Origin of the sequence: Embleya sp. NPDC059213, assembly GCF_042754445.1 — a bacterium.
Lineage (GTDB): Bacteria > Actinomycetota > Actinomycetes > Streptomycetales > Streptomycetaceae > Embleya.
Genome location: NZ_JBHZAV010000074.1, coordinates 14,761 through 37,672, shown reverse-complemented (window position 1 = coordinate 37,672; position 22,912 = coordinate 14,761). Strand labels below are relative to the sequence as shown.

The following is a 22,912-nucleotide window of genomic DNA, read 5'->3' as shown; positions in this document are numbered from 1 at the left end:
AGTTGTCCATGCCGAATCGCACGCCGTCGTTCGCCTTCCGCCCAGGTCGACGCGCACACCGCGATGGCACTCGGTACATTGCGCTCCATCGCCCACTTCCCCAGGAGCACCAGTGACCCGTACCACCCCGCCGAGCCCGGTCGACATGGGGACGTGGTTCCCGGAAGTGTTGCCCTACGCGAAGACCGCGACGCGTCTGCATCCGCGCCCGGCCGCGGTCGGGGTGCGGGACAGCTCGGTGGGCGGTCCGGTGTTGTGGCCGACGGACGAGCCGTGGCCGTACTGTGCCGAGGAGCACCTGTTCATGGACGAGCCGCCGGCGGGCCCGGTGCCGCTGATCCCGGTGCTCCAGATATTCGCATCGGACGTACCCACGCTGCCGCACCCGGCCGAGTGCGATGTCTTCCAATTGTTGTGGTGCCCGCTCGTGCACGGTCCTCACTACACGACGCAGCCGCGCCTGTATTGGCGATCGTCCGGGGCCATATGCGAAGCACGCAGCGAATTCCCGCGCCCCGAGGAGGGGTTGGACTTCATCCGTGAGCACACCCCGGTGCCCTGTGCCATCGATCCCGAACCGGTCGTGGAGTACCCGAGTTGGGACCTGCCGCCGGACGTCGCGGCCGCGATTCTTCCTGCGCGTGAGCGTTTGACGGCCGAGACGGAGTGGGTCTACGACCACCACCTGTCCGTCGCCCCCGGGATCAAGCTGGGGGGCTACCCGCTCTGGACACAGGAGCCGGACTGGCCGGACTGTCGGCACTGCGAGCAGCGCATGGATCACCTGGTGACGATTGCCAGCGGCGAGTACGACGGCGCCACGGGCGACCGGTGGTTGCCCCTGGAGGAGCAGCACGTCACCCTGCCCTCTGCGTCGGCCGAGGAGCGGCATCGGGTTTGGGCGGGGGCCGGCCTGACGCTCGGCGACCGCGGTGGCGTCTATGTGTTCGTGTGCGGTGGTTGCCCGGGTCTCCCATATCGGCATCGCTTCGACTGCTCCTGAGCCACTTCGAGGCAACCGCCGTGCAGACGCTCGGGTATTCGACCCGCCCGTGCGGCGTTGCGTTGTGATGAAGTGGAAGCCGAGGGCATATCGCGCAGGTGGAAGTGGAAGGTGACGGCGGATGCTGAATTATGGCCTTGATACGTCCGGTCTGGAGCGGGATGTCGCACTGGCCGACTTGGTGGCGGAAGGCGATGAGTTGCATGCGTTGGTGTCGGCGCAGGACGACTGGAGCAGGCCGACTCCGGCGGTGGGATGGACGATTGCTCATCAGATCGCGCACCTTGCCTCGGCCGATGCGAATGTGCTCGTCGCCTTGCGGACTCCGGAGGCGTTCGGCGCCGTCCCGAAGGAGGCGGAAGCGGCGGGCGAGGAGTATGCCGATCTCGATGCGGCGGCGGGAGCCGCGAAGCCGCGATCGCTGTTGCTGGAACAGTGGCGGGCCGGGCGGGCAGAGGTGGTGGCGGCGCTGCGGGAGGTGCCTCCGGATCTCGGATTTCCCTGGTATGGCTCGGAGGTGACCGCGACGCTGGTCGCACCGCTTCGGCTGATGGAGGTGTGGGCGCACGGGCAGGACGTTTTCGACGCCCTGGGTGTTGCCCGCCGTTCGACGGGTCGGTTGCGGCAGGTGGCCGCTTTGGGAGTGATGGGGCGGGAGTTGTCGTTCTACGCCGCTCGGCTGCCGGTTCCGGCGGAGCCGTTCCGCGTCGAGTTGGCCGGTCCCGACGGACGGATCTGGGCGTGGGGCCCGGAGGACGCGGCGCAACGGGTACAGGGCAGTGCTCTCGACTTCTGCCTTCGGGTCACCCGACGCCGGTCCCGAGCCGAGACCGACCTGACGGCGGTCGGTGCGGACGCGCAGACGTGGCTGGACAATGCGCGGGTATTCCTCTGACGAGGTCGATGGCGGAGCCCTCCGGATGCCGCCGGCGCAGCGGAGGGGCCGAGCCGGGATGATGCGCCGGCCCGGCTCCCGCCGCTTCTACAGGTCGAGTTGGTATTCGAAGGTCGTGTGCGTCGGCGCGTAGCCGAGTGCGTCGTTGATGTGCCGCATGTGCGGATTGTTGTCGGCGGTGTCGGTGAGCAGGCCGCCGAGGTCCGGATATCGTTCGATGGCCCGGAGGATCGAGGCGGCCTTCATCAAGCGGCCGAGGCCGTGCCCTCGGTGTCGGGGGAGGACGCCGGTGCCGTAGTGCTGCCCATCGCCCTTGCCGTCACCGGGGATCACCAACTCGGTGAAGCCGGCGATCGAGCCGTCCGACGTGTCGATGGCGGCGACCGTGTGCAGCGCGGAACCCCGCTTCTCGACGGTTGCGGCCGCGGCCCGAACCCGTTCCAGATCCCAGGTCACCGTGCCGAAGTCGGTGCTGCCCATCGGCATGTCGTCCATGGCGTGCCGTGACGCGACGAACGTGTCGGCGAGGTGGTCGGGCACGGTGCCGTCCCAGGACACCAACCGGTAGCCGGGACACGGCTGTTCGGTGACGCGGGTGAGAGCCGGGAGGTCCGCGTCGGCCAGGAGGAGGCGGGTGAAGGTCAGTGTCAGCACCTTGCGGAAGCCCCGGGCCGGGAGGAACTCCGCCCCGGGAGAGCCGGCTTCGGCCTGGGCGATGACACAGCGTCGGCGGTCTCCACGCGCGGCGGCCACGGCTTCCTCCAGGAGCCGGGTGCCGGTGCGGTTTCGCCGCTCGGCCGGATGGACTTGCAGGTCCAACTCGGCGAGGTGGTCCTGCCCGGGCCGGGTGAAAAGACGCAGGAACGCCGACCCGACGGGGTTGCCGTCGCCGTCGGAAGCCAGCCACGCCAGGCGGCGGGCGGACGGGCCGCCGTCGGGGTCGATCAGCGAGGTGATGCGAATGGACAAGGTGTCTCCGTCGTGGGGAGGAGGAACAAGCCGGCAGGGTTCGGGCGTGCTTGCCGACCACTCGTGCGCATGTGCCGCGCACCTCCTTGACGGCTACGGCTACGGCTACGGCTACGGCTACGGGGATGGCGTCGGCCTCCGGCGACCGGCGGCCTGAAGACGGTAGCGCTTCGACTCGGAACGAGAAATGGGTGGGCGTACCCCCACATCTCGATCCGGACGTGGCCGTCGGCGTGGTCCCGCCCACCTCGGAAGTCCCGGTGGGCGAGGCCCCGACACGTTCGATGCACGCCCGGTGGCGATCACGGGGTGCTCAGTCGGCCAAGCAGCGGCACCTGTGGGCGAGTTCGGTGCCGCCGGCGCCGGCCCGGCGGGTCGGCACGTGAGCAGGCATTGACGCTATGTGATCACATGCGCCACTCTCGAACTTCCGATGGCACACGGAACCGGGGGGCCGACAGGTGGAGCCGACGTCGGAACAACAGGCGGCGCGTGAGGTGTTCGTGGCGGGTCGAGACCTGGCCCTGATCGCGGGGGCCGGTACGGGCAAGACCTCCACACTGGTCATGATGGGCAACAGCACCCGAAAACGCGGGCTGTACGTGGCGTTCAACCGCGGCATCGCCGACGACGCCCGCGCCCGCTTCGGCTCGAACATGGAATGCCGCACGGCCCATTCCCTGGCCTACGCCGCCGGCGGACACGCCTATCGCGAACGCCTGAACTCGGCCGCCCGGTTGCCCGCCCGCGAGACCGCCCGCGTCCTCGGCCTCACCCGGGACATGTTCGTCGACCACGCCAAGATCACCCGCACCCACCAGGCCCGCCTGGTCATGGGCATGGTCCGCCGCTTCTGCTACAGCACCGACCGCGAGATCACCGTTCGGCACATGGAACGCATCAACGGCCTCGGGCATCAGGCCCAGGACCACGTCGCCGGTCTGCTGACGCCCTACGCCCACCGCGCCTGGCAGGACCTGCGCTCCCTGCACGGCCGGCTGCGCTTCGAACACGACCACTATCTGAAGATGTGGGCGTTGACCCGCCCCACCCTGCACGCCGACTTCGTCCTCCTCGACGAAGCCCAGGACACCAATCCCGTCCTGGAGGAGATCTTCCTGGCCCAGGACGCCCAACGCGTGTGCGTCGGCGACCCCGCCCAGCAGATCTACGCCTGGCGCAGCGCCCGCGACGTGATGACCGGTTTCCCCGCCGAACACCTGCACCTCACCCGGTCCTTCCGCTTCGGGCCCCGGATCGCCGAGGTCGCCAACCGCTGGCTGCGCCACGCCGAATCCGACCTGCAACTCAGCGGCCATCCACCCGTCGACTCCCGCATCGGCCCCGCCCCGCACGCCGACGCGGTCCTGTGTCGCGGCAACGCCGATGCCATGAGCGAGGTACTCACCTGCCTCGAACACGACATCCCCGTCGCGCTCACCGGCGGCGGCGCCGCGCTCGAACGCATCGCCGGCGCCGCCCAGGAACTGATGGCGGGCCGGCGCACGAGCCACCCCGAGTTGTTCCTGTTCGCCTCCTGGGACGAGGTCCGCGAGTACACCGAACAGGACACCGCCGGCCAGGACCTCAAGGCCATGGTGCAACTCGTCGACCTGCACGGCCCGCAGCTCGTCATCGACGCCGTCCGCCGACTGACCACCGAGGCCGACGCCAGGGTCGTTGTCTCCACCGCCCACAAGGCCAAGGGCCGGGAGTGGAAGAGCATCCGGATCGGCACCGGGTTCGACGCGCCCACCGGCGACGAGGAAGGCGTCCCGCGCCCGCTCAACCCCGCCGAGGCGCGCCTGATCTACGTCGCGGTCACCCGCGCCCGGCACCTCCTCGACCACACCGGCCTGGACTGGATCGACGCGTACGAGGCCGCCGGCGCGCGACTCGCCGACGGCATCGTCGCCGGACGCGCGATGATCGAACTGCCGCTGACCCGGCAACTGCGCTACCCCGCCTCGCCCATGTCCACGTTCATGGCCGCCCACCTCCCCGAGAGCCACCTGCTGGTCCGCGACTACCTCACCCGCATCACCGACCTGCCGCACCCGGTGCAACCCATCGACGTGCGCTACCCGGACTGGGTGGCGCTGGGTCACGCCATCGACTACCGCCTGCGCCTGTCCATGGCCCGCCCCCCGGGCCCGGCGGTCGACCTCGGCGTCGCGCTGGTCGGTTCCGACACGCCCCTGCCCGGAGCGCCCGACCCGAGGGCACGCAAGGCGCTGCACACCGCCGGCCGCGATCTGCTCGCCGCCGTGCACGCCCACCTCGCACACCGGTTCCGCGCCGACGCCGAAACCCTGAACCGCTGGTGCTTCGTCGCCGCGGCCTACGAGGACATCAGCCGCTCGGGGACGATCCGCCGCCGCGGCCCACTCGCCGCGGCCACCGCGTCCACCACCCTGGCCGAACTCCTGGACGCCGTCCCCGCCTACGTCCACGCCGACCTCGAACGGCAATTCGCCCTCGCGCGGGACGTGTTCACGCCCCTGCGCGCCCTCCCCGACGAGCGCCGGATCTGCGGACCCACCTTCGCCGGCAGCGCCGACCTCGGCGGCGCCGACGCGGACTTCATCCTCGGCGGGACCCTGATCGACTCCAAGGCCACCACCCGCCCGCGGAACCTGGGTCGCGAGGAGATCCACCAGCTCGCCGGGTACCTGCTCCTGGACTACGACAACCGGTACACGATCGACCGCGTCGGCCTCTACCTCGCCCGCCAGGGAGCCCTGATCGACTGGCCCGTCGACACGTTCCTGCGCCTCGCCGGCGCCACCGAACCACCGGCGACACTGCGCAACCGCCTCAGGGACCACCTGCTCCGGGCACGGGCCGCTCGCCGCCGACCCCCGGCCTCCTGACGGAGCCGCACGGCATCGTTGAAATCTACACCGCGATGATAAAAATCGACACCATGTAGAATTTGTGGCGAGGGAGCAGTCCGGCTCTTTTCCGAGTCCTCGCTGGAGGAGCAATGCAACAACGGCACAAGCAGCAGAACTGGCTCGTCACCGGCGTCAGCACCGGCCTCGGGCGGGCCGTCGCACAAGCCGCCCTGGCCGCCGGGCACACCGTCGTGGGCACCGTCCGCTCCGAGCCGGACCTGCGGGCCTTCGAAGGGCTCGCGCCCGGGTACGCACACGCCCGCATCCTGGACGTGACCGACGACGACGCCGTCACGAACGTGGTCGCCGAGGTGGAGCAGCGCGTCGGCCCCCTGGACGTCGTCGTCGCCAACGCCGGCTACGGCCTGGAGGGCACCTTCGAGGAAACCCCGCTCGCCGAGGTGCGCCGGCAGTTCGAGGTCAACGTATTCGGGACGATGGCCACCCTCCAGGCGGCGCTGCCGCACATGCGCCGCCGTCGCCGCGGCCACCTGATGGCGGTCACCTCGATGGGCGGGCTGATGGCCGTGCCCGGCATGTCCGCCTACTGCGGCAGCAAGTTCGCCCTGGAAGGCATCCTCGAGGCGCTGGGCAAGGAGGTGGCGCAGTTCGGGATCCACGTGACGGCGATCGAACCCGGCTCCTTCCGCACCGACTGGGCCGGCCGGTCGATGACCCGCGCCGCGCGGTCCATCGCCGACTACGACGAACTGTTCACCCCCATCCGTGCCGCTCGGCAGAAGGCAAGCGGGAACCAACCGGGCGATCCCGCCAAGGCCGGAGAGGCCGTCGTGCACATCACGTCGGTCGACCGGCCGCCGGCCCATCTCGTCCTGGGCTCGGACGCGCTGCGCCTGGTCGCCGCCGCGCGCACGGCCGTGGACCAGGACATCCGCGCGTGGGAGCCGCTCTCCCGGACGACCGACTTCGCCGAGGGCGCACGACTCTGATGCCCGACCAACCCCCCACGCGCGGCCGCCGCGGCACCGAACGCAAGGGCGATGTCCGGGAGCGGGCCATCCTGGACACCTGTGAAGTGCTGCTGGCGGACAAGGGCTACGACGCGATGACCGTCGGCGACATCGCCCAGGGCGCCGGCATCACCCGCGGTGCCCTGTACTTCTACTTCGGCTCCAAGCAGGAAGTGGTCACGGCACTCGTGGCCCGAACCGTCGAGCACCTGTGGGAGCGATCCCGGGCCACCGCGGCGGCCGACGAGCCGCGCCGGGCCATCGCGGCGGCCATGCAGCGCACGGTCGAACTGTGGAACGCACACGGCCCGGTCATGCGCACGGCGATCGACGTGTCGTCGACCGTGCCGGAGATCGGCGAGTTGTGGGACCGTACGGCCGACCTGTTCATCGCGGCGATCACCGCCGTGCTGGAACGAGCCGGCATCCGGGCCGGCGGCGAACCGGACCAGGCCGCCGCGATGGCACGCGTCCTGTGCTGGATGATCGAGCGGACCTTCTACCACGCCTCGCAGGAGTCCCGCGAGAACCTGCAAGCCGCATCCGCGACTTGCGAACACATCTGGCTGACCAGCGCCGGCCTGCACCCCCCGGGGCAGCCGGCCTGAACGGCACGGCCCAGGAACCGAAGCCGATCCGTGGCGACATCGGACCGACGCTATCGAGCGCGTGTTCGGGGTGATGCCTTGCGCCGCCTTCGGCCGACCGCTCGGGGTTGTGATTCGGGCCGAGTGGGGCTGTCGGGGAACCCGCTCCGAATACGGGAGTTCACGATCGGCCACCGATCCCGGCGGTCGAGTCCGCTCCGCCGAGGTTGCCGAAGAATCGCCGGTGATCCGCGAAGGGAACGCGGATCACCGGCGACACGCTCGGGGCGGTGCGGATCAGATCAGACGCAGGTACAGGGCGACGCTGTTGCCCGGCGCGTTCCAGGCGAAGGTCTTCTTGTTGCCGCTGGGGCAGGCGTTGGCGCTGTTGACCTGCACCGAGCCGACGCTTCCGTACACCTCGGCGCACTTGCCGTCGGCCTTGGTGTCCTTCACGTATCCGTCCACGTAGACCCGGTTGCCGGAGCACCAGACAGTCCAGTGCGCTTCGGCGCCGTTGACGTGCACGTCCTTCGTTTCCGGACACTTGCCCAGGGCCGCTTTCGGTCCGGACGCCGAGGCGGGGGACGCGATGGCGACGACCTCCGCCGTGCACGCCGTGAGCGCGGCGACCGCGAGCAGGCCGCTGATCAATCGTCTTGTCATGGTCTTTTCTCCCCGTATATGCAAGATATGCAAGGCGACCAGGTATCCGGCACTCAGGTCACGGAAAGAAACACTGCCGTTCCGAATCGTGATCGTTCAAGCTTTCGAGGGCCTCCGGTTCTTTTCGTCCGAAACACGACCCGGTCGCTCGCGTGGACGGTTGCCGATCTCGGGCGGCGCGAAGGCAAAAGCCCTGCCGAGGCGAGGAATCGGCTCCACACACGCATGCTCGACCCACCGGCGTGGGCGTTCTCCCTCGCACTTTCGGCCAACTCGCCGCCGCGTGGCCGTCAGCCTCGGTGCTTGCGGACGGCCGGGGTCAGGCGGGCCAGGTCGTCGTCGGCGATCTCGGGGAAGGCGGTGAGCGTGGCCAACACGGCCGCGGCGATCGGGAGTTCCGCCGCCTCGGTGGCGAGGCGCACGTCCTTGGCGGCGAGCTGTGTCGCGAAGTCGCTGGTGGTGTCGGTGGCCCTGCCGTAGGCGAAGGCCAAGGGACCGGCGGCGAGGGCCTGTTCGGCCGTGCCGTCGGGCAGTTCGAGGGCGTCGGCCAGGGCCAGGGCCTCGCCGATGAGCGCGACGCTGCCGACGACCGCGTTGATCATCACGAGCTTGAGCGCGGCGCCGTTGCCGAGGGCGCCGCAGGGCCGCACCTCGCCGAGGTGATCGAGCACACCGGCGACCGGCGCGACGTCGCCGCCCGCGAAGATCAGCAACTCGCCGGCAGCCGCGCGGTCGACGCTGCCCATCACGGGCGCGTCGACCAGGGCCACGCCCGCGGGGAGCGTATCGGCGAGGGCCCGGACGGCGTGCGGGCCGATGCTGGACATGTCGACCAGTCGGGTCCCGGCGCGCAGCGCGGGTACGCAGGCGGCGACCACGTCCGCGACGGCCGCGGGGTCGGCCAGCATGCTGATCACCACGTCCGCGTCGCGCACGGCGTCGGCGGGGTCGGCGGCCAGCCGGGCGCCGGCCGCCACCAGCTCTTCGGCGCGGGCGGGAGTGCGGTTCCACACGGTCAGCGGGAAACCCGCGTTCAGCAGCCGGTGGGCCATGGGCAGGCCCATCCGGCCCGTACCGAGAAATGCGATGCGTTCCATGACGTCGACGCTAGGCGCTGCCCGGCGATGCGACCAGCGAATGTCTAGCATGGCTGCCATGCCCACATCGCATGACTTTCCGCTCGCCTGGCTCCGGGTGTTCCTGGTCGTCGCCGAGGCGGAATCGTTCACGGCCGCCGGGACCGAACTCGGCTATACCCAGTCGGCGGTGTCCCGCCAGGTGTCCGCGCTGGAGGACGAGGTCGGGTCGGCGCTGTTCGACCGGCTGCCGCGCGGCGTCCGGCTCACCGACGCGGGGCGGGCCCTGCTGCCCCGGGCGCGGACGGTACTCGACCAGGTGGACGAGGCCAGGCGCGACCTCGCGGCGTTGCGCGGGCTGGCGAGCGGCCGGGTCCGGGTGGGCGCGTTCGCGACGGCGGGGGCGGTGCTGGTGCCGCGCACGGTGGCCGCGTTCCGCGCGGCGCATCCGGGCGTGGCGCTCACCCTGGACGAAGGGCTGACCCGGCGGCTGCTGTCGCGGATCGCGGCCGACGAACTGGACGTCGCGGTGGTCGGCGGCGCCGGAGCGGACGCGAGCGCGGGGGCGACGCTGCACCCCCTGTTGGACGAGCCGATGCTCGTGGCCCTGCCCCGCTCGCACCCCTTGGCGGGGCGCCGACACGTACGGCCGGCGGAACTGGCCGACGCGGAGTGGATCGCCGGCAGCGCACGACCGGAGGACACCCTGCTGGGCCCGTACCTGCGCGAGGGGTTCGCACCGCGAATCGTGTTCGTCGCCGCGGACTGGATCGCCAAACAGGGCCTGGTCGCGGCCGGCCTCGGCGTCACCCTGGTCCCGGCGCTGGCCGCACCCGCGCTGCGTTCCGACCTCGCGCTGGTGTCGCTGCGCCGAGACGGAGCACCGGTCCGCAAGGTATACGCGGCCACCAGGGACGGCGTGACCCCGTCCGCCGCCACCGAGGCGTTTCTGACCCGGCTGCGCGAGACCGCGATCGCGTTGTCCAGCGACCTGCGCAAACGCTACTGACCCGAGGGCTGCGGCCCGAACCGGCGGCGGCCCGCGGGGCGGCTCCCGGAGCCGATCTCCGTCCACCGGGCACCCGACGGCCGTCGGATCGCGACGACCCGCCCACCCGCACCCCCGCCCTGCCGTCGCATCGCGGTCGACGCGGGGCGGATCGTCGTTCAGGGGACGATGTCGTAGGTGTACTTGGCGGTGAAGTCGAGGGTCAGGCGGGGTGTTCCGCCCGGGGAGCCCGGGCCCAGGGGGGTCACGATCGGGTCGTCGATGCGGTGGCCCAGGAGGTTGATCGAGGCGGTCATCGGTGGGAGGTACGAGCGGCCGTTGAGTTGCATCCAGCCCTCCCAGATTCGGTCCACGTTGCAGTGGTGCAGGTAGAAGACGGGATCGTTCGGGGACGATGCCGGGCCCATGTCGCCGCCCACCCAGCGGTGGACCTGGTTGTGCAGTCCGGTGCCGACGAACCCTTCCAGCCGGTTGCGGAAGCCCCTCGACGACGCGTCCCAGGGGGAGAAGTCGTAGGTGGCGAGGTCGGGATCGCCGCCGAGGAGCGGCGCCGTGTTGAAGGCGGCGCCCACGTCGAGGGCGTTCGGAAGCGTGGTCGACGAGGCCGTGCCCTGGGGCGGAAGGCGCCCCAGACCCCGGCGCAGGCCCCGATTCGCCTGGACGAGTCGGAGCGAACTGTCGGTTTCGACGCGGACCCGGAAGCTGTTCGGGTCGGCGGGATCGAAGACGAACGGCCCGGTGGAGATGGGATCGCCCTGGTTGCCCATCCAGTCCTTCGTCCAGATCGGCCGGCTCTCCGGATCGGGGAGGGATCCGTCGATGGACCAGTCCCAGTACGGGAGGGCGAAGCCGGGGTCGTCGAGGACGCGCTGGATGTTGGCTTCCAGGTAGGCCAGCATGACGCGGTGCCACGGCAGGAACACCGGCCCGCGGTGGGCGCCGTTGCGGATCATCCAGTCCCCGTCCGGCGGCACGGGCGTGGTCATGGCGCGGTGGTGCCAGATCACGAACAGATCGTAGGTGCGGACCGGCTTGGCGGGGCCGGCGATCCCGAAGGCGGTCGTCTGGAGCGTGGTGCTCTCCCGCTTGAGGAGGTTGACGCCGCGGATGTACGCGTCCCGGGCGACCGGGTCGGTGACGATGTTCCTGCGTACGATCGCCATCTCAGCCACCTCCCGGGTGATCCGGCCCGTGGTCGTGTCCCTCATGGCCCTCGTGTCCCCCGTGCCCCTCGTGTCCCGCGTGCCCCCCGGGTTCGGCCGGGCCGCCATGGCCTCCGCCGCCCGGTGGGAATTCGTCCGGGAAGTATTGGATGAGGGCCTTCACGGTGTCCACGGCGGAAAGGAATTGGTACGCGGGCAAGGCGTGACAGTGCACCTCGCCGTTGTTCGACACCATCAGGTGGGCGGTGACCGGCCGGTCGTCCACGGTGATCTCGTAACTGGTCCTGATGACGATCCGATGCCCCTCGAACTCCTCTTCGCGAACGCTGTCCATCGAGCCGTGCATGGTCTCCGGTACGGGCAGATCCGCGATATATCGGGCGAGGGCGGCCGGTTCGGCGGTCGCGGCGAAGTCCTGATGGTCCATGGGGTCCACTCCCAAAGCCCGCAATCGCCTCGGGTCGAGCCTCGTGGCACATCGGCCCGGCGGAACCTCGTGGGGTCCGCTCGATCCGGGCGGTTCGGATACATGTCCAGGAGACGCTCATGCGGCAGGCGCTGCAACTCCTGTCGCAACGCCCGGGCGAGAGGCCGGAGTTGCCGGGGCGAGGCTACTCGGGGACGGGGTACGCCTCGCCGAGGTTGCGGGTGGCGGCGCGTTCCGCCTGAGCGAACCAGGCCCCGCAGGTGGCGGCATCGAGTGTGGGCAGCGCGGCGGCCTTGGCCCGGATGCGTTCCAGCGCGGCGCCGGCCTCGGCCCGCACGGCGGCGGTGTCGACGCCGACGAGGCGGCCATGCCGCTTGCGCAGCTGCCCGTCGACGATGACGGTGTCCACGTCGGCGGCGCCGGATTGCAGCACCACGGTGCCGGCGGAGTGGCTGGGCGGGACCAGGTCCCAGCGCGGGCGCAGCACGATCACGTCGCCGCGCTTGCCGACGGTGAGCGATCCGATCCGGTCGCCGAGCCCCAGTGCCTGCGCCGAGCCGCGGGTGGCCCAGTCGAGGGCGTCGCGGACGGTGAGGTCGACGGCGGTGGGCATGGCGCCGCGGGCGTGTACGCGGTCGTGGTCGAGCGCGTTGGGTCTGCAGGCCGATCCGCATCTGGGCGAACAGGTCCCCGGAGCCGCAGGCGACGGTGTCGGTGCTGATGCCCGGCAGGATGCCGTGGTCCAGGCAGGCGCGAAACGGGGGAAAGCCCATGCCCATCCGGAGTTCGGTCTCGGGGGCGATGCTCACCCGGGCACCGGTGTCGGCGAGCAGTCGCCACTCGTGGTCGGTGAGCGCGGGACAGTGGATGTGCAGGTGCCCCGGGCGCAGCAGACCGTGGTCGTGGAGTTCGCGCAGGCCCCGGAGCAGGATCGAGGTGGTCGCGGCGCCGGTGTGCGAGGCGACTCGGATGTCCAGCTCCGCGGCGAGACGGATCTCCGCGGCGGTGTCGGCGAACGCGAGGGCGCCGAAGTCACTGAGCAGTCGGCCCGCCCGACCGCCCGGGACCGCGGACCGGCCGCGGGGCCGCGTGCGCCGGCCGACCCGGTGTGGCTGGAGATCGTGCCACGGCTCGCCGTGACCGGGCAGGAAAGCTGCAACACGATCGGCGGCGACCTGGACGTCCACCAGACGACGTTGTCCCACCACTACCGGGTGCCGCGCGAGGCGGGCATCACCTGGACCACCATCCAGGGCCGCTCCCGACTGGTGCGGCTGCGCCACCACGACCTGGACACGCTGTTCCCCGACCTGCTCGACTCGGTACTGAACGGGGCCGTCGCGGGCATGCGGCCGCGGGAGGCCGACGCTCGGCGCGCAGCACCACCGACGGCCCGAACCGCCCGAGCGGCACCGGCCGTTGCCTCGGTCGGGCGAATGCCGCCACGCCGGATTTGCCATGGCCCGGTTGGCGAACTGCCGCCCCGTCGGCGGCGGGACGCCCTTTTCGAGCCCTACTGTGGGTGGGAGCCGCGCGACGCCGGGCTCACCACCCGGTCGTGGATCCTGCCGCGGCCCGCCCGGTGGGAAGTCAGTCGCAGGCCGCCTGTACCTGACGCAGGAAGTAGGGCCACTGCTCGGCGGTTTCGCGGCGGGGGCGTGCGGCATTCAGGCTGAGGAGGAGGGTCCTTTTCAGCGGGTGGGGCGAGTGCATGATCGCTTCGTTGCGCTGGGCGAGGCGGTGCAGGTGGCCCGAGGTGGGGGGACGGTCGCTTTTGTCGGCGTTGCATTGCCGGTGGGTGGGGGCGAGGTTCCAGACCGCGTCCAGGTCGGGGCCGCGCCAGCCGGATACCACGCCCAGGCGCCGCATCAGCGAGTAGGGGAAGACGTGGTCGACGGCGGTTTGGTCGGCGGGGGTGATGGGCTCGGTGCAGATGAGGCAGCGGCCGTGTTGGAATCCGATCAGGGCGTCCGCGACGCCGGTGACGGAGCGGCGGCGCCCGGTGTCCATCAGGGTTTGCGTTTCCCAGTCGACCGCGAAGCCCTCGTTGACGAGGCTGGGGCCGATGCCCGCGGCGAACGAGAGCGCCACGATGTCCCAGCGCGCGGCGAGTTCGGCGCGCAGCCCTTGGGCCTGCTCGGATTGGGCGATGCGGAGCAGGTCGGGCGTCAGGCGCACGATCCGGGCGCGAGATTTTCCGGTCGACTCGTAGAAGGTATGGGCCGTTCGGGTCTTGCCCTTCAGGTTGTGGAACCTCTCCATGACCATCGCCGGGATGGAGTCCATCGTCGCGTTCAGCAGGCGTTCGGTGGGGCGTCCGAGGGCCTTGGACTCGGCGGCCTCGCGTTCGGCCACCACCAGAAAGTCCGTGTCGCGCCACGGCGTCTTGGTGGATGCCTGGGGGGCGTCGGCCTGGTGCGCCACGATGGCCATCGCGTACAAGGCGGCGAGTTCGTCCAGCGGCACCTCGGTGCGGCCCTGTGCGGCGAGTTCGAGCAGGACGCTGCCCAGGGCGAACTTGTACGTGCGCGTATTCGAGCCGGTGAGGATGGCGAGTCGCCAGGAGGTGCGTGGGTTGGGCTCGGTCCGGTAGAACTCCGGCGTCATCATTGCCCCTCGGGGGCGGGGGGTTCGGCGCGCAGGACGAGGGTGTCCCAGTGGACGTCGGCGCGGCCCAGGTGGTCGGGCTCCTCGCCGCGATGGACCGGGAAGAGCGCGGATCGACCGGCCAGGGCGAGGGTCTCGGCGACCGGGACGGCGAACATGCGCCGGCCTTCGGGGACCGGGCCCCGCCGGATCGACATCGCCACACGGCCACCGGGCGCGGTCAGTTCGGCCACTCGCCGCATGCCGTCGACGCGCTCGGCCTCGTCCAGGTGCATCCACACGGCCGACATCAGCACCAGGTCGTACCGACCCCGCACACGCGCCAGCGCGGGCAGGGCGTCGTCGACCCACTCGATGTCGACCCCGGGGTGTGAGCGGCGGCCGATCCGCCGCAACTCGTCGGTGGGTTCGACGGCCACCACGTGGTGGCCCCGACGAGCCAGCGCCGCGGCGTCCCGCCCACTTCCCGCACCGATGTCGAGGACCCGGCCCGGACTCGACGGCAACCAGGGCAGGATGCTCGCGTGCACGGCCTCGAAGGTCGTGCTCGTGTATCGACGAGCCAACGCCTCGGCGTCCGGTCCGTAGCCGGCGGTCCCGAGTGGCCGTGTCCGCATGCCGGTCCATCCTTTCCGACGGCGCACCGAATCCGTTTACGCGGAACGCTACGCCATCGCACCGACGGCCCCTGGCCTACCATCGTCTCCGTGACTTCCGCGCTGCTCCTCATCGACCTGATGCCACGCATCATCGCGCTGCCTCTCGCTCCGCACTCCGGCGAGGAAGTACTGGCACGCTGCCGTCGGTTGGCCGACGGGTTCAGGGCCGGCGGTCGCCCGGTGGTGCTGGTGCGGGTGGAGCGGCCGAACGTGGCCGAGCAGCCGCCGGGCAGCGGCTTCGCCGACGATCTGGTCCGGCCCGGCGATGCCCTGATCGTCAAGCGCACCGTCGGGGCGTTCCACGGCACCGACCTGGACGACCGGCTGCGCGAACTGGGCGTGGACACGCTGGTGCTCGCCGGACTGGTCACCACGATGGGTGTCGAATCAACCGCGCGGGCCGCGAGCGACCACGGCTACGAGCTGGAGTTCGTCGCCGACGCCATGTCGGGATTCGCCGCGGACGAGCACGACCTCGCCGTGGAAAGGACGTTCCCTCGATTCGGCGAGGTGCGTGACACAGCGGCCTACGTCTGACCCGGCAGCCGAATCGCGGCACTCACCCGTGACCGGATCGGCGGCGGCTCGCCTCCACGACCTCGGCAAGGCCCGCCTCGGCCGGCGCCGTGCGCACCGCCGCCACAGCCGGTCCGCACTCCGGCCACCACGGCGGTGGATACGGCACGACCCGCTCGTTGCGGACGTGGCCGATACTCCGATGCGTGCCGCACGGTTTGCGGAACTCATGTGTCTGCGCGAAGAGTTCCGGGCTCGCCATCCGCGGCGAAGGATCGAGCCGGAGTCGAGTCCGGGCCGCGGGCCGGCATGACGGTGTGGGGGAGTCGACGCCCCGGTCCCGGTGGAGGGCGTGCACCGCTACTTTGCGAGCCTGTACGAGGCAGTGCCCGAGATCCTCGCCTTCGCGTCGGGCCCGCACGGGATTTCGCGGTGTGAGCGCGTTGTGGGCGACGGCCCGGGCGGCTCCCGCGACACGCACCGCCGAGCCCGAGGACACCTCTCCGAGCAGTGGGGGTCTCGTCGTACCTCGTCGCAGCGCCGGACCGCCGGCCGGCCCGGTGACGTGGTACTGACACAATCACCGGCCATGATGAGACTGACTCCAGGAATAGCCGCGTTGTCCGGGGCCGGGATCGGGTCGATGGCCACGATTTTGGGGGTGTGGATCTCTCAGGGGCTCAGTGGCCGTCGGGAGCGTGCGCATCGGACCTGGGATCGTCGGGCGGCGGCGTACGAGGACATTCTGATCGTGATGGCCCGGCTGCGTGGGGAGCGCAAGGAGGCCACGAGCACGGGCGAGCTGCGGCTGGCGCGGTTGGCGAATCCGGATTCGGAGGATGGCGCCCGGTTGGCCGCGCAGGCGAACCTGTACGGCAGTCCCGAGCTGCGCAACGCCCAGAGTGCGGCCTTCGCGGCCTTGCAGAAATGGCTGTTCGCGCTGATGGCCTGGCGTTCGTACCACGACACGTACGGGTCGTTGCCGGACACGCCGCCGCTCAAGAGCACGGACGCGTTGTGGGACACGGTGCTCGACGCGGCCGCCGAGGCGGACAAGGCGGATCTCGCGCTGACCGCCCAGGTGCGCAAGGACGCGCTGGGGGAGAAATCTAAGCCTTTCCGGCGCGGCAACGGAGGTTGAGCAGCGAAGGGCCGTTTGCCGACGGCGCACCCTCCGCCGCCACCCCGTCGCCGTGCGAACACGGTGTCGGCGGTGGCGGTGCAACCGGGCCGGAAGGAATCCCGGCACCCGGTCGCCATCGGCGGCGGAGCCGGCACGTGGGGCGGGACGTGTACCGGGATCCGGCGAGCCGTGACGCGCGTGAGGCCACCTCGGCTGCTCCCACGCCCCCCCGACGGCTCGGCTTCGGTGTGGTGGTGTGGGCGGGATACTGGGAGTACGTGCCTTCGCCGACGGCATGGGCGGCGCGGATGATCGGGCAGCGTGCGGACTCCGTTGCATCGTCCGGCGGCCGGGAGGCCGAGGGCCCGCTGTGGGTGGCTGCCGCGCCGCGTGTCACCTCGGTGGGGAGGCCGGCCGCCGAATCCGAGGAGGAGTCGTGATCTTCAGGGATCGTCTCGAAGCCGGTCGGATACTGGCGGATCGGCTCGGCTACTTGAAGGGCGAGGACGTGGTGGTCCTGGGCCTGCCCCGGGGTGGCGTTCCGGTCGCCGCGGAGGTGGCCGAGGTACTCGCCGCGCCGTTGGATGTGTGCCTGGTGCGGAAGTTGGGTGTGCCGCACCAGCCGGAGCTGGCCATGGGCGCGATCGGCGAGGACGGCGTGCGGGTGGTGGACCCCGGCCTCGTGCGCAGGGTGGGCGTCACCGACGCGGCGCTGGCCGCCGTCGAGGAACGCGAGCGCCGGACCCTCGCCGAACGCGCCCGCAGCTATCGGGGCAGCCGGCCGCCGGTCGACATCGCCGGGCGGACGGTCGTATTGGTGGACGACGGCGTCGCCACGGGGGCGACCGCGCGGGCCGCGTGCCGGGTCGCCCGCGATCGCAGGGCCGCCCGGATCGTCCTCGCGGTTCCGGTCGCCCCGTCGGACGTGGTCGAACGTATGGGCAAGGACGCCGACGAAGTGGTCTGTCCGCATCCGGTGGTCGATTTTCTCGCGGTCGGCCAGTTCTACACGGACTTCTCCCAGACCTCGGACGGCGAGGTCGTCGCGTGCCTCGAACAGGCGGCGGCCGACGCGCCACACCCTCCCGTGTCCGACACCGGGGACGTGGAGATGGCCATCGGGGGTGTTCGGCTCGGCGGCCGGCTGCGGGTGCCCGACGGCGCGGCGGGGATCGTGGTCTTCGCCCACGGCAGCGGCAGCAGCCGGCACAGCCCGCGCAATCGCTTCGTCGCCGACGCGCTGACCGAGGCCGGGGTGGGCACCCTGTTGTTCGACCTGCTCAGCGACGAGGAGGAGCAGGACCGGGCCAACGTGTTCGACATCGAACTCCTGGCCCGCCGGCTCGCCGGTGCCACCGACTGGCTCCGCGCCCGGGACGAAGGCCGCGGGCGCCCGGTCGGCTACTTCGGCGCCAGTACCGGCGCCGCCGCCGCGCTGTGGGCCGCGGCGGAGCCCGACTCCCGAATCGCCGCGGTCGTCTCCCGCGGCGGCCGACCCGACCTCGCCGGCGCCCGCCTGCCCACGGTCACGGCCCCGACCCTGCTGATCGTGGGCGGCGACGATCACCTCGTGCTCGACCTCAACCGGCAGGCACAACAGCACCTGCGCTGTGCCAACGAGCTGGCGATCGTCCCCGGCGCCACCCACCTGTTCGCGGAACCCGGCACGCTCGAAGCCGCCACCGCGCTCGCCGAGGACTGGTTCCTGGCCCGTCTCCGTCCGCGCCCCGAACGCTGAACGGACCCGACCGACGCAGCGGCGCGGGCGGGCCGGTTCCGCCCGCCCGCGCCGAGGTCACCCCGCCTGGGTGAGACCCGTGAGCCCCGGCGGGAGGTCGCGGGTGTGCACGACGCCGAGCCGCTGGGTCGCCCGGGTCAGCGCCACGTACAGATCGGCGAGGCCGAACGCGGCCGGCTCCACGACGATCACCGCGTCGAACTCCAGCCCCTTGGCCTGCTTGGGGTCGAGCAGCACCAAGGGCCGGGTCAGGTCCGGCTCGACGCCTCGTTCGGCGTGCGGGATCGCCGCCGCCACCGCGTCGATCAGCTCGCGCGGCGCGATCACCGCGAGGCGTCCCTCGACCGGAACCCGCTCCGCGCCACCGTCGGTCGCGTGCCGCGTACGCGACGTGCCCGATGTGCCCGACCCGTCCGATGTACCCGACTCCAGCGCGACCGCCCACGCCACGGCCGCCGCCAGGTTCCCGGTGTGGCGCGCCCACGGCTTCACGCCGGTCGAGCGCACCGACCTCGGCGGCTCGAAGCTCGGGTCGGCGGCCCGCATGACGTCGGCCGCGACCTGCATGATCTCGGTCGGCGTACGGTAGTTCACGCCCAGCCGGACCCGCTCCCAGCGGCCCTCGACATACGGCACCAGGATGCGCTCCCAGGATCCGCACCCGGCCGGCTCCGAGGTCTGCGCGGGGTCGCCGACCAGGGTCATCGACCGGCTGGGGCTGCGCCGCATGAGCAACCGCCAGGTCATCGCCGAGAGTTCCTGGGCCTCGTCGACCACGATGTGGCCGTAGGCCCAGGTGCGGTCCGCCGCCGCGCGCTCGGCCGAGGTGCGGCGGTCGAGCTCCTCCTGGCGTTCGGCCAGCCGCTCGGCGTCCACGAGGTCGTGCGCGCTCAACACCTCGGACTCCTCGTCGTCGCGGTCCTCGAACTCCTGTGTGCGCGAGCCGTACGACAGGTCCAACACGCCCTGCGCGTACGCGATCTGCCGCCGGCGCTCGGCAGCCGCCGCAGCCCGCGCCAACGAGTCGTCCTCACCCAGGAGTTCGGCCGCCTCGTCCAGCAACGGTACGTCCGCGACCGTCCATTCGTCGCTCGTCCAGGTCCCGAAGACCGGGTCGTACGCGGCCGGCCGCCGGATCGCCGCGGCGTCCTGGTCGGACAGGTACACGGGTTCGGCGAGGTAGTCCGCGAGCAGCCCCTGCGGGGTCAGGCGGGGCCACAACTCGTCGACGGCCGCCTGCACGGCCGGGCTCTCGGCGACCGACATCGCCAACTGCGCGACCTCGTGGGTGCCGAGGAAGTTCGGCCCGCCGAACGGGTCCGCGCCCAGTACGGCGACCAACTGCTCGGTGAGACCGTCGATCACGCGCGCCGCGAACGCCGGGCGGGCGAGGTTGTGCGGCAGCCGGGTTGCGCGCGCCCTGCTCCGGGCGGCCCGGGCGATCTCCGCGTCCAGGAACAGATCGCCGTCGTCGTGCCCGATGAGCAACGGCGTCTCGGGCACCGTCTGTCGGTCGGCCACGAAGCGGGCGAGCACCTCGGCCATCGCGGCGCGGCCCTTGACCTCGGCGGCCTCCGGGGTGTCGACGGCGGTCGCGGTGACGCCCGGGAACAGCTCGCCCGGCGTGGCGAACTGCACCCCCGTCTCGCCGAGCGACGGCAGCACGTCCTCGATGTAGCCGAGGAAGGCCGGGTTGGGGCCGACCACGAGCACCACGCGACGGGTCAACTGCTCGCGGTTCGCGTACAGCAGGTACGCCGCGCGGTGCAGGGCGACGACCGTCTTGCCGGTGCCCGGGCCGCCCTCGACCACCAGGACGCCCTGGTGCGGCGCCCGGATGATCCGGTCCTGCTCGGCCTGGATGGTCTGCACGATGTCGTGCATGCGCCCGGTGCGGGCGGCGTCGAGCGAGGCGAGCAGCACCGCGTCGGCGTCCGAACCCTCGAAGCCGGTGCGAGTGGCATCGGTGAGGTCGAGGATCTCGTCGTGCAGCGCGGCGACCCGCTGCCCGGAGGTGGTGATGTGCCGTCGGCGGCGCAGACCCATCGGGGTGTGTCCGGTCGCGAGGTAGAACGGCCGGGCGACGTCGGCGCGCCAGTCGATGACCAGCGGGGTGTGCTCGGCGTCGTCGCGGCGAATACCGATCCTGCCGATGTGGTGGTCGGCACCGTCACGGAACAACAAACGCCCGAAACACAGGCCGTTCGCGCCGGCGTCGAATGCCGCGCGCAGGCTCGACTGTTCGAAGACCGCGATGTCCCGTTCGACGCGTGCCTGCCGGGTGCCGTCGTGCTCGCGCCCGAGCACGTCCGTTACGGCGGCCTCGGCCTGGTCACGCAGGTCCGCGAGGCGCGCGTACAGGACGTCGATGAATTCCTGTTCGTGTCGCAATTCGGCGTTTGACAATTCATCTCCCGGACGGCTACTATGCCTTCATAATCTTTCTGAATACTGTGTGATCACCGGTATTCAGAATCATCCAATATACCTTAGGAAAAGCCCCGGACGCCAAGGCGTCCGGGGCTTTCTCCTTCCCTGTCTCCGTTTCCCCCTATGGCGAGGTCCGTAGGTCGGCCTCCCCGGGTTCCGTCGACGGTTCCGTCAACAGATCCGGAGCGGCGCGCAGTTCCGCCCGCACCGAGGACTCCCAGTAGCCGACGAAGCCGTTGCCGTCGCTGCGGCGGCTGCGCTCCAGCCAGTGCGCGGGCAGGGGACTGGTGCGGCGGCCGTCGGCGGCCCGGACCAGCCAGGCGTTGCGGCAACGGATTTCGAGGGCGACCGCACGCTGGTGGACGGCCCGGGTGGAGACGCCGACGACGAACACCCCGTGCCCGGCGAGCAGCGCGAGGTCGGCGTCGCCCATTGCCGCGATCACCTTGCGCGCGGCCTCGGCATCGTTGACCGCGCCGTCGTACTCGTCGACGAGCGTCAGGTCCCCGCCGCCGAGGGACGAACTCTGGTCGTACGCGGGCGGTATCTCGCCCATGTCGGCCCACACCGTGCCGAACCGCGGGTGGTTGTGCATCGCGACCTGGATGTCCGGGCGGACCTGGTGGAGTTCGAGGTGCAGCGGTATGCCGAGTGGCACCGGCCAATCGCCGTCGACGAGGTTGCCGGCCAGGTCGATCCGGATGATGTCGCGCGGGCGGATCTCGTTCCAGGCCAGCAACCAGGGGTTGCACAGCAGTGTTCCGTCGCCGAGGTTGTAGGTGATGTGTCCGGCGAGGTGGTCGTCGTAGCCCTCGCGCCAGAGCGTGCGCGCCAGCAGCACGATCTCCTGCGCGGGGGTGAGGTCGGGGACGAGCCGGCCGGGCGTCGGGGTGAATGCCATGAAAAGCCTTTCGCGGAGCGGGGGCGAGGCGGGATCCGGCGTGCGGCCGAGGCCGCGGGGCTCACGCGTCGAGCGGCAGGACGACGTCCGGCAGCGGGTGTCGGTAGAGCTTGGCGGCGTTCTCGCTGCACATCATCCGCAGTTCGTGCGCGGGGATGTCGCCCCAGTGCCGCGCGATGACGTCCTGGGTGTGCGGCCAGGTGCCGTCGCCGTGTGGGTAGTCGGTTTCGAGCATGATGTGGTCGACGCCGATGACGTGCCGCAGCGCGATCGTGGAGGGGTCGTCGAGGGTGCAGAACCAGAAATTGCGGCGCAGCACGTCGGCGGGGCGCTCGTCCCAGCCCAGGCCGTAGCCGGAACGGTCGACGATGTTGTCGAGCCGGTCGACGAGCATCGGCACCCAGCCGATGCCGCCCTCGCTCATGGCGATCTTCAGGTTCGGGTGCCGGACCGGGTAGCCGGACCACAACCATTCGCTGCACGCGCCCAGCGACAGTTGGCCGAACATCGTCGCGCCCAGTTGCAGCGCGGGGCCGCCGGGCGGGATGGGGTGCAGGCCCGAGCTGCCGACGTGCAGCGAGACGACGGTGTCGGTTTCCTCGCACGCGCGGATGATGGGGTCCCAGTGGCCGCGATCCCACAACGACGGAAGGCCGATCGCGTGCGGGCGCTCGGGAAAGGTCACCGAGGTGAAGCCGCGGGCCGCGTTGCGCTCGATCTCGGCCACGGCCTCGGCCGGATCGGCGAGGTAGGTGATCCCGCCCGGGATGATCCGCTCGGGGTAGGCGCGATACCACTCCTCGTAGAGCCAGTCGTTCCACGCCCGCACACACGCCTTGCCGACCTCGGTGTCCCGGGCGTGCGCGAACACCCGGCCGCAGAACCCGGTGATCTGGGACGGGAAGTTGAGCATGGCCCAGATGCCGCCGAGGTCCATGTCCCGGACCCGGGCGTGCACGTCGTGGCAACCCGGACGCATCGCGTCGAAGCGGGCCGGTTCCAGTTTGACGCTCTCGGGTCGACGGCCGGCGACGGCGTTCATGCCGACCTGCGAGTAGCGCGCGCCCTCGAACTCCCAGACCTGCGCACCGTTCGGGTCCTCGACGATGCGCGGGCCGCGGGCGCGCAGCGAGGCGGGCAGGTGGGTGTCGAACAGGTGCGGCGGCTCGACGACGTGATCGTCGACCGAGATGACGGTGTAGCGCACGTCGGCGGGTTCGGGATCGGGGAGGAACAGCTCCGGGTCGAGGGTCGTCACGACGGCTCCCAGCTCGT

The 22,912-nt window shown here is 71.3% G+C and carries 21 protein-coding genes; 10 read left to right on the top strand and 11 right to left on the bottom strand.

What is annotated here, in order from left to right:
* The first annotated feature begins 112 nt into the window (after positions 1 to 112).
* Positions 113 to 1,003 carry a DUF1963 domain-containing protein gene (locus ACFXMF_RS25910; RefSeq protein WP_379987874.1) on the top strand — a complete coding sequence of 297 codons (891 nt, stop codon included), beginning with the start codon at positions 113 to 115 and terminating at the stop codon, positions 1,001 to 1,003.
* Positions 1,004 to 1,124: 121 nt separating this feature from the next.
* On the top strand, positions 1,125 to 1,898 hold the full coding sequence (locus ACFXMF_RS25905) for a TIGR03084 family metal-binding protein (RefSeq protein ID WP_379987873.1): 774 nt from the start codon (positions 1,125 to 1,127) through the stop codon (positions 1,896 to 1,898).
* Between the two features lie 87 nt (positions 1,899 to 1,985).
* Here the strand turns inward: ACFXMF_RS25905 and ACFXMF_RS25900 are convergent, their stop codons facing one another.
* Positions 1,986 to 2,867: a GNAT family N-acetyltransferase gene (locus ACFXMF_RS25900; RefSeq protein ID WP_360314189.1), complete on the bottom strand. Its 882-nt coding sequence runs from the start codon at positions 2,865 to 2,867 to the stop codon at positions 1,986 to 1,988.
* Positions 2,868 to 3,328: 461 nt separating this feature from the next.
* Between ACFXMF_RS25900 and ACFXMF_RS25895 the strand changes: the two genes are divergently transcribed.
* The 3 genes from ACFXMF_RS25895 to ACFXMF_RS25885 all read left to right on the top strand — a co-directional run bounded on the left by ACFXMF_RS25895 (position 3,329) and on the right by ACFXMF_RS25885 (position 7,343).
* Entirely contained in the window at positions 3,329 to 5,740 is a 2,412-nt protein-coding gene (locus ACFXMF_RS25895) for a UvrD-helicase domain-containing protein (protein ID WP_379987872.1), read from the top strand.
* 113 nt (positions 5,741 to 5,853) lie between these two features.
* Positions 5,854 to 6,714 carry an oxidoreductase gene (locus ACFXMF_RS25890; RefSeq protein ID WP_360314185.1) on the top strand — a complete coding sequence of 287 codons (861 nt, stop codon included), beginning with the start codon at positions 5,854 to 5,856 and terminating at the stop codon, positions 6,712 to 6,714.
* Positions 6,714 to 7,343 (top strand): TetR/AcrR family transcriptional regulator, encoded by a 630-nt coding sequence (locus tag ACFXMF_RS25885; protein WP_360314183.1) that lies wholly within the window; start codon positions 6,714 to 6,716, stop codon positions 7,341 to 7,343. The genes ACFXMF_RS25890 and ACFXMF_RS25885 overlap by 1 nt, the downstream gene beginning before the upstream one ends.
* 276 nt (positions 7,344 to 7,619) lie before the next feature.
* Here ACFXMF_RS25885 and ACFXMF_RS25880 read toward each other — a convergent pair whose 3' ends face one another.
* Positions 7,620 to 7,988 (bottom strand): hypothetical protein, encoded by a 369-nt coding sequence (locus ACFXMF_RS25880; RefSeq protein WP_360314181.1) that lies wholly within the window; start codon positions 7,986 to 7,988, stop codon positions 7,620 to 7,622.
* 290 nt (positions 7,989 to 8,278) lie between these two features.
* Positions 8,279 to 9,085 (bottom strand): NAD(P)-dependent oxidoreductase, encoded by an 807-nt coding sequence (locus tag ACFXMF_RS25875; RefSeq protein WP_379991881.1) that lies wholly within the window; start codon positions 9,083 to 9,085, stop codon positions 8,279 to 8,281.
* Positions 9,086 to 9,143: 58 nt separating this feature from the next.
* Between ACFXMF_RS25875 and ACFXMF_RS25870 the strand changes: the two genes are divergently transcribed.
* Positions 9,144 to 10,073, top strand: a complete 930-nt coding sequence (locus ACFXMF_RS25870) for a LysR substrate-binding domain-containing protein (protein ID WP_360314177.1) — start codon at positions 9,144 to 9,146, stop codon at positions 10,071 to 10,073.
* Positions 10,074 to 10,231: 158 nt separating this feature from the next.
* On the opposite strand, the gene ACFXMF_RS25865 is transcribed toward ACFXMF_RS25870, so the two are convergent.
* The 3 genes from ACFXMF_RS25865 to ACFXMF_RS25855 form a co-directional block, all read right to left on the bottom strand.
* Positions 10,232 to 11,236, bottom strand: a complete 1,005-nt coding sequence (locus ACFXMF_RS25865; RefSeq protein ID WP_360314175.1) for a tyrosinase family protein — start codon at positions 11,234 to 11,236, stop codon at positions 10,232 to 10,234.
* 1 nt (position 11,237) lies between these two features.
* On the bottom strand, positions 11,238 to 11,663 hold the full coding sequence (locus ACFXMF_RS25860) for a hypothetical protein (protein ID WP_360314173.1): 426 nt from the start codon (positions 11,661 to 11,663) through the stop codon (positions 11,238 to 11,240).
* 184 nt (positions 11,664 to 11,847) lie between these two features.
* Positions 11,848 to 12,276 (bottom strand): amidohydrolase family protein, encoded by a 429-nt coding sequence (locus ACFXMF_RS25855; RefSeq protein WP_379991880.1) that lies wholly within the window; start codon positions 12,274 to 12,276, stop codon positions 11,848 to 11,850.
* 37 nt (positions 12,277 to 12,313) lie between these two features.
* On the opposite strand from ACFXMF_RS25855, the gene ACFXMF_RS25850 reads away from it, so the two are divergent.
* Complete coding sequence (locus tag ACFXMF_RS25850) at positions 12,314 to 13,339, top strand: ArsR/SmtB family transcription factor (RefSeq protein ID WP_380017657.1); 1,026 nt, start codon at positions 12,314 to 12,316, stop codon at positions 13,337 to 13,339.
* Here the strand turns inward: ACFXMF_RS25850 and ACFXMF_RS25845 are convergent.
* Positions 13,254 to 14,273 (bottom strand): HNH endonuclease, encoded by a 1,020-nt coding sequence (locus ACFXMF_RS25845; RefSeq protein ID WP_379991878.1) that lies wholly within the window; start codon positions 14,271 to 14,273, stop codon positions 13,254 to 13,256. The genes ACFXMF_RS25850 and ACFXMF_RS25845 overlap by 86 nt on opposite strands.
* Complete coding sequence (locus ACFXMF_RS25840; protein WP_379991877.1) at positions 14,270 to 14,887, bottom strand: class I SAM-dependent methyltransferase; 618 nt, start codon at positions 14,885 to 14,887, stop codon at positions 14,270 to 14,272. The genes ACFXMF_RS25845 and ACFXMF_RS25840 overlap by 4 nt, the downstream gene beginning before the upstream one ends.
* Positions 14,888 to 14,977: 90 nt before the next feature.
* Here ACFXMF_RS25840 and ACFXMF_RS25835 point away from each other — a divergent pair, with 90 nt between their 5' ends.
* From ACFXMF_RS25835 to ACFXMF_RS25825, 3 genes are all read left to right on the top strand, one after another.
* Positions 14,978 to 15,466, top strand: coding sequence for an isochorismatase family protein (locus tag ACFXMF_RS25835; RefSeq protein WP_360314165.1), 489 nt, complete (start codon positions 14,978 to 14,980; stop codon positions 15,464 to 15,466).
* A gap of 568 nt (positions 15,467 to 16,034) precedes the next feature.
* The gene (locus ACFXMF_RS25830; protein ID WP_360314163.1) at positions 16,035 to 16,586 is read left to right on the top strand and encodes a hypothetical protein; all 552 of its coding nucleotides are present in this window, start codon (positions 16,035 to 16,037) and stop codon (positions 16,584 to 16,586) included.
* Positions 16,587 to 17,004: 418 nt separating this feature from the next.
* The gene (locus tag ACFXMF_RS25825; RefSeq protein WP_380020801.1) at positions 17,005 to 18,306 is read left to right on the top strand and encodes a phosphoribosyltransferase family protein; all 1,302 of its coding nucleotides are present in this window, start codon (positions 17,005 to 17,007) and stop codon (positions 18,304 to 18,306) included.
* Between the two features lie 57 nt (positions 18,307 to 18,363).
* Here ACFXMF_RS25825 and ACFXMF_RS25820 read toward each other — a convergent pair whose 3' ends face one another.
* The 3 genes from ACFXMF_RS25820 to ACFXMF_RS25810 form a co-directional block, all read right to left on the bottom strand.
* Positions 18,364 to 20,697, bottom strand: coding sequence for a HelD family protein (locus ACFXMF_RS25820; protein WP_379990215.1), 2,334 nt, complete (start codon positions 20,695 to 20,697; stop codon positions 18,364 to 18,366).
* Positions 20,698 to 20,857: 160 nt separating this feature from the next.
* Positions 20,858 to 21,637 (bottom strand): class II aldolase/adducin family protein, encoded by a 780-nt coding sequence (locus tag ACFXMF_RS25815; protein WP_360314157.1) that lies wholly within the window; start codon positions 21,635 to 21,637, stop codon positions 20,858 to 20,860.
* Positions 21,638 to 21,698: 61 nt separating this feature from the next.
* Entirely contained in the window at positions 21,699 to 22,895 is a 1,197-nt protein-coding gene (locus ACFXMF_RS25810; protein WP_379990214.1) for an amidohydrolase family protein, read from the bottom strand.
* Between the last annotated feature and the right edge of the window lie 17 nt (positions 22,896 to 22,912).

What these genes read in the sequence shown, in the direction of transcription:
- ACFXMF_RS25905 (WP_379987873.1), top strand. Translation starts at nt 1,125, where the DNA reads ATGCTGAATTATGGCCTTGATACGTCCGGTCTGGAGCGGGATGTCGCA.
- ACFXMF_RS25890 (WP_360314185.1), top strand. Translation starts at nt 5,854, where the DNA reads ATGCAACAACGGCACAAGCAGCAGAACTGGCTCGTCACCGGCGTCAGC.
- ACFXMF_RS25885 (WP_360314183.1), top strand. Translation starts at nt 6,714, where the DNA reads ATGCCCGACCAACCCCCCACGCGCGGCCGCCGCGGCACCGAACGCAAG.
- ACFXMF_RS25880 (WP_360314181.1), bottom strand. Translation starts at nt 7,988, where the DNA reads ATGACAAGACGATTGATCAGCGGCCTGCTCGCGGTCGCCGCGCTCACG.
- ACFXMF_RS25875 (WP_379991881.1), bottom strand. Translation starts at nt 9,085, where the DNA reads ATGGAACGCATCGCATTTCTCGGTACGGGCCGGATGGGCCTGCCCATG.
- ACFXMF_RS25870 (WP_360314177.1), top strand. Translation starts at nt 9,144, where the DNA reads ATGCCCACATCGCATGACTTTCCGCTCGCCTGGCTCCGGGTGTTCCTG.
- ACFXMF_RS25865 (WP_360314175.1), bottom strand. Translation starts at nt 11,236, where the DNA reads ATGGCGATCGTACGCAGGAACATCGTCACCGACCCGGTCGCCCGGGAC.
- ACFXMF_RS25860 (WP_360314173.1), bottom strand. Translation starts at nt 11,663, where the DNA reads ATGGACCATCAGGACTTCGCCGCGACCGCCGAACCGGCCGCCCTCGCC.
- ACFXMF_RS25855 (WP_379991880.1), bottom strand. Translation starts at nt 12,276, where the DNA reads ATGCCCACCGCCGTCGACCTCACCGTCCGCGACGCCCTCGACTGGGCC.
- ACFXMF_RS25845 (WP_379991878.1), bottom strand. Translation starts at nt 14,273, where the DNA reads ATGATGACGCCGGAGTTCTACCGGACCGAGCCCAACCCACGCACCTCC.
- ACFXMF_RS25840 (WP_379991877.1), bottom strand. Translation starts at nt 14,887, where the DNA reads ATGCGGACACGGCCACTCGGGACCGCCGGCTACGGACCGGACGCCGAG.
- ACFXMF_RS25830 (WP_360314163.1), top strand. Translation starts at nt 16,035, where the DNA reads ATGATGAGACTGACTCCAGGAATAGCCGCGTTGTCCGGGGCCGGGATC.
- ACFXMF_RS25815 (WP_360314157.1), bottom strand. Translation starts at nt 21,637, where the DNA reads ATGGCATTCACCCCGACGCCCGGCCGGCTCGTCCCCGACCTCACCCCC.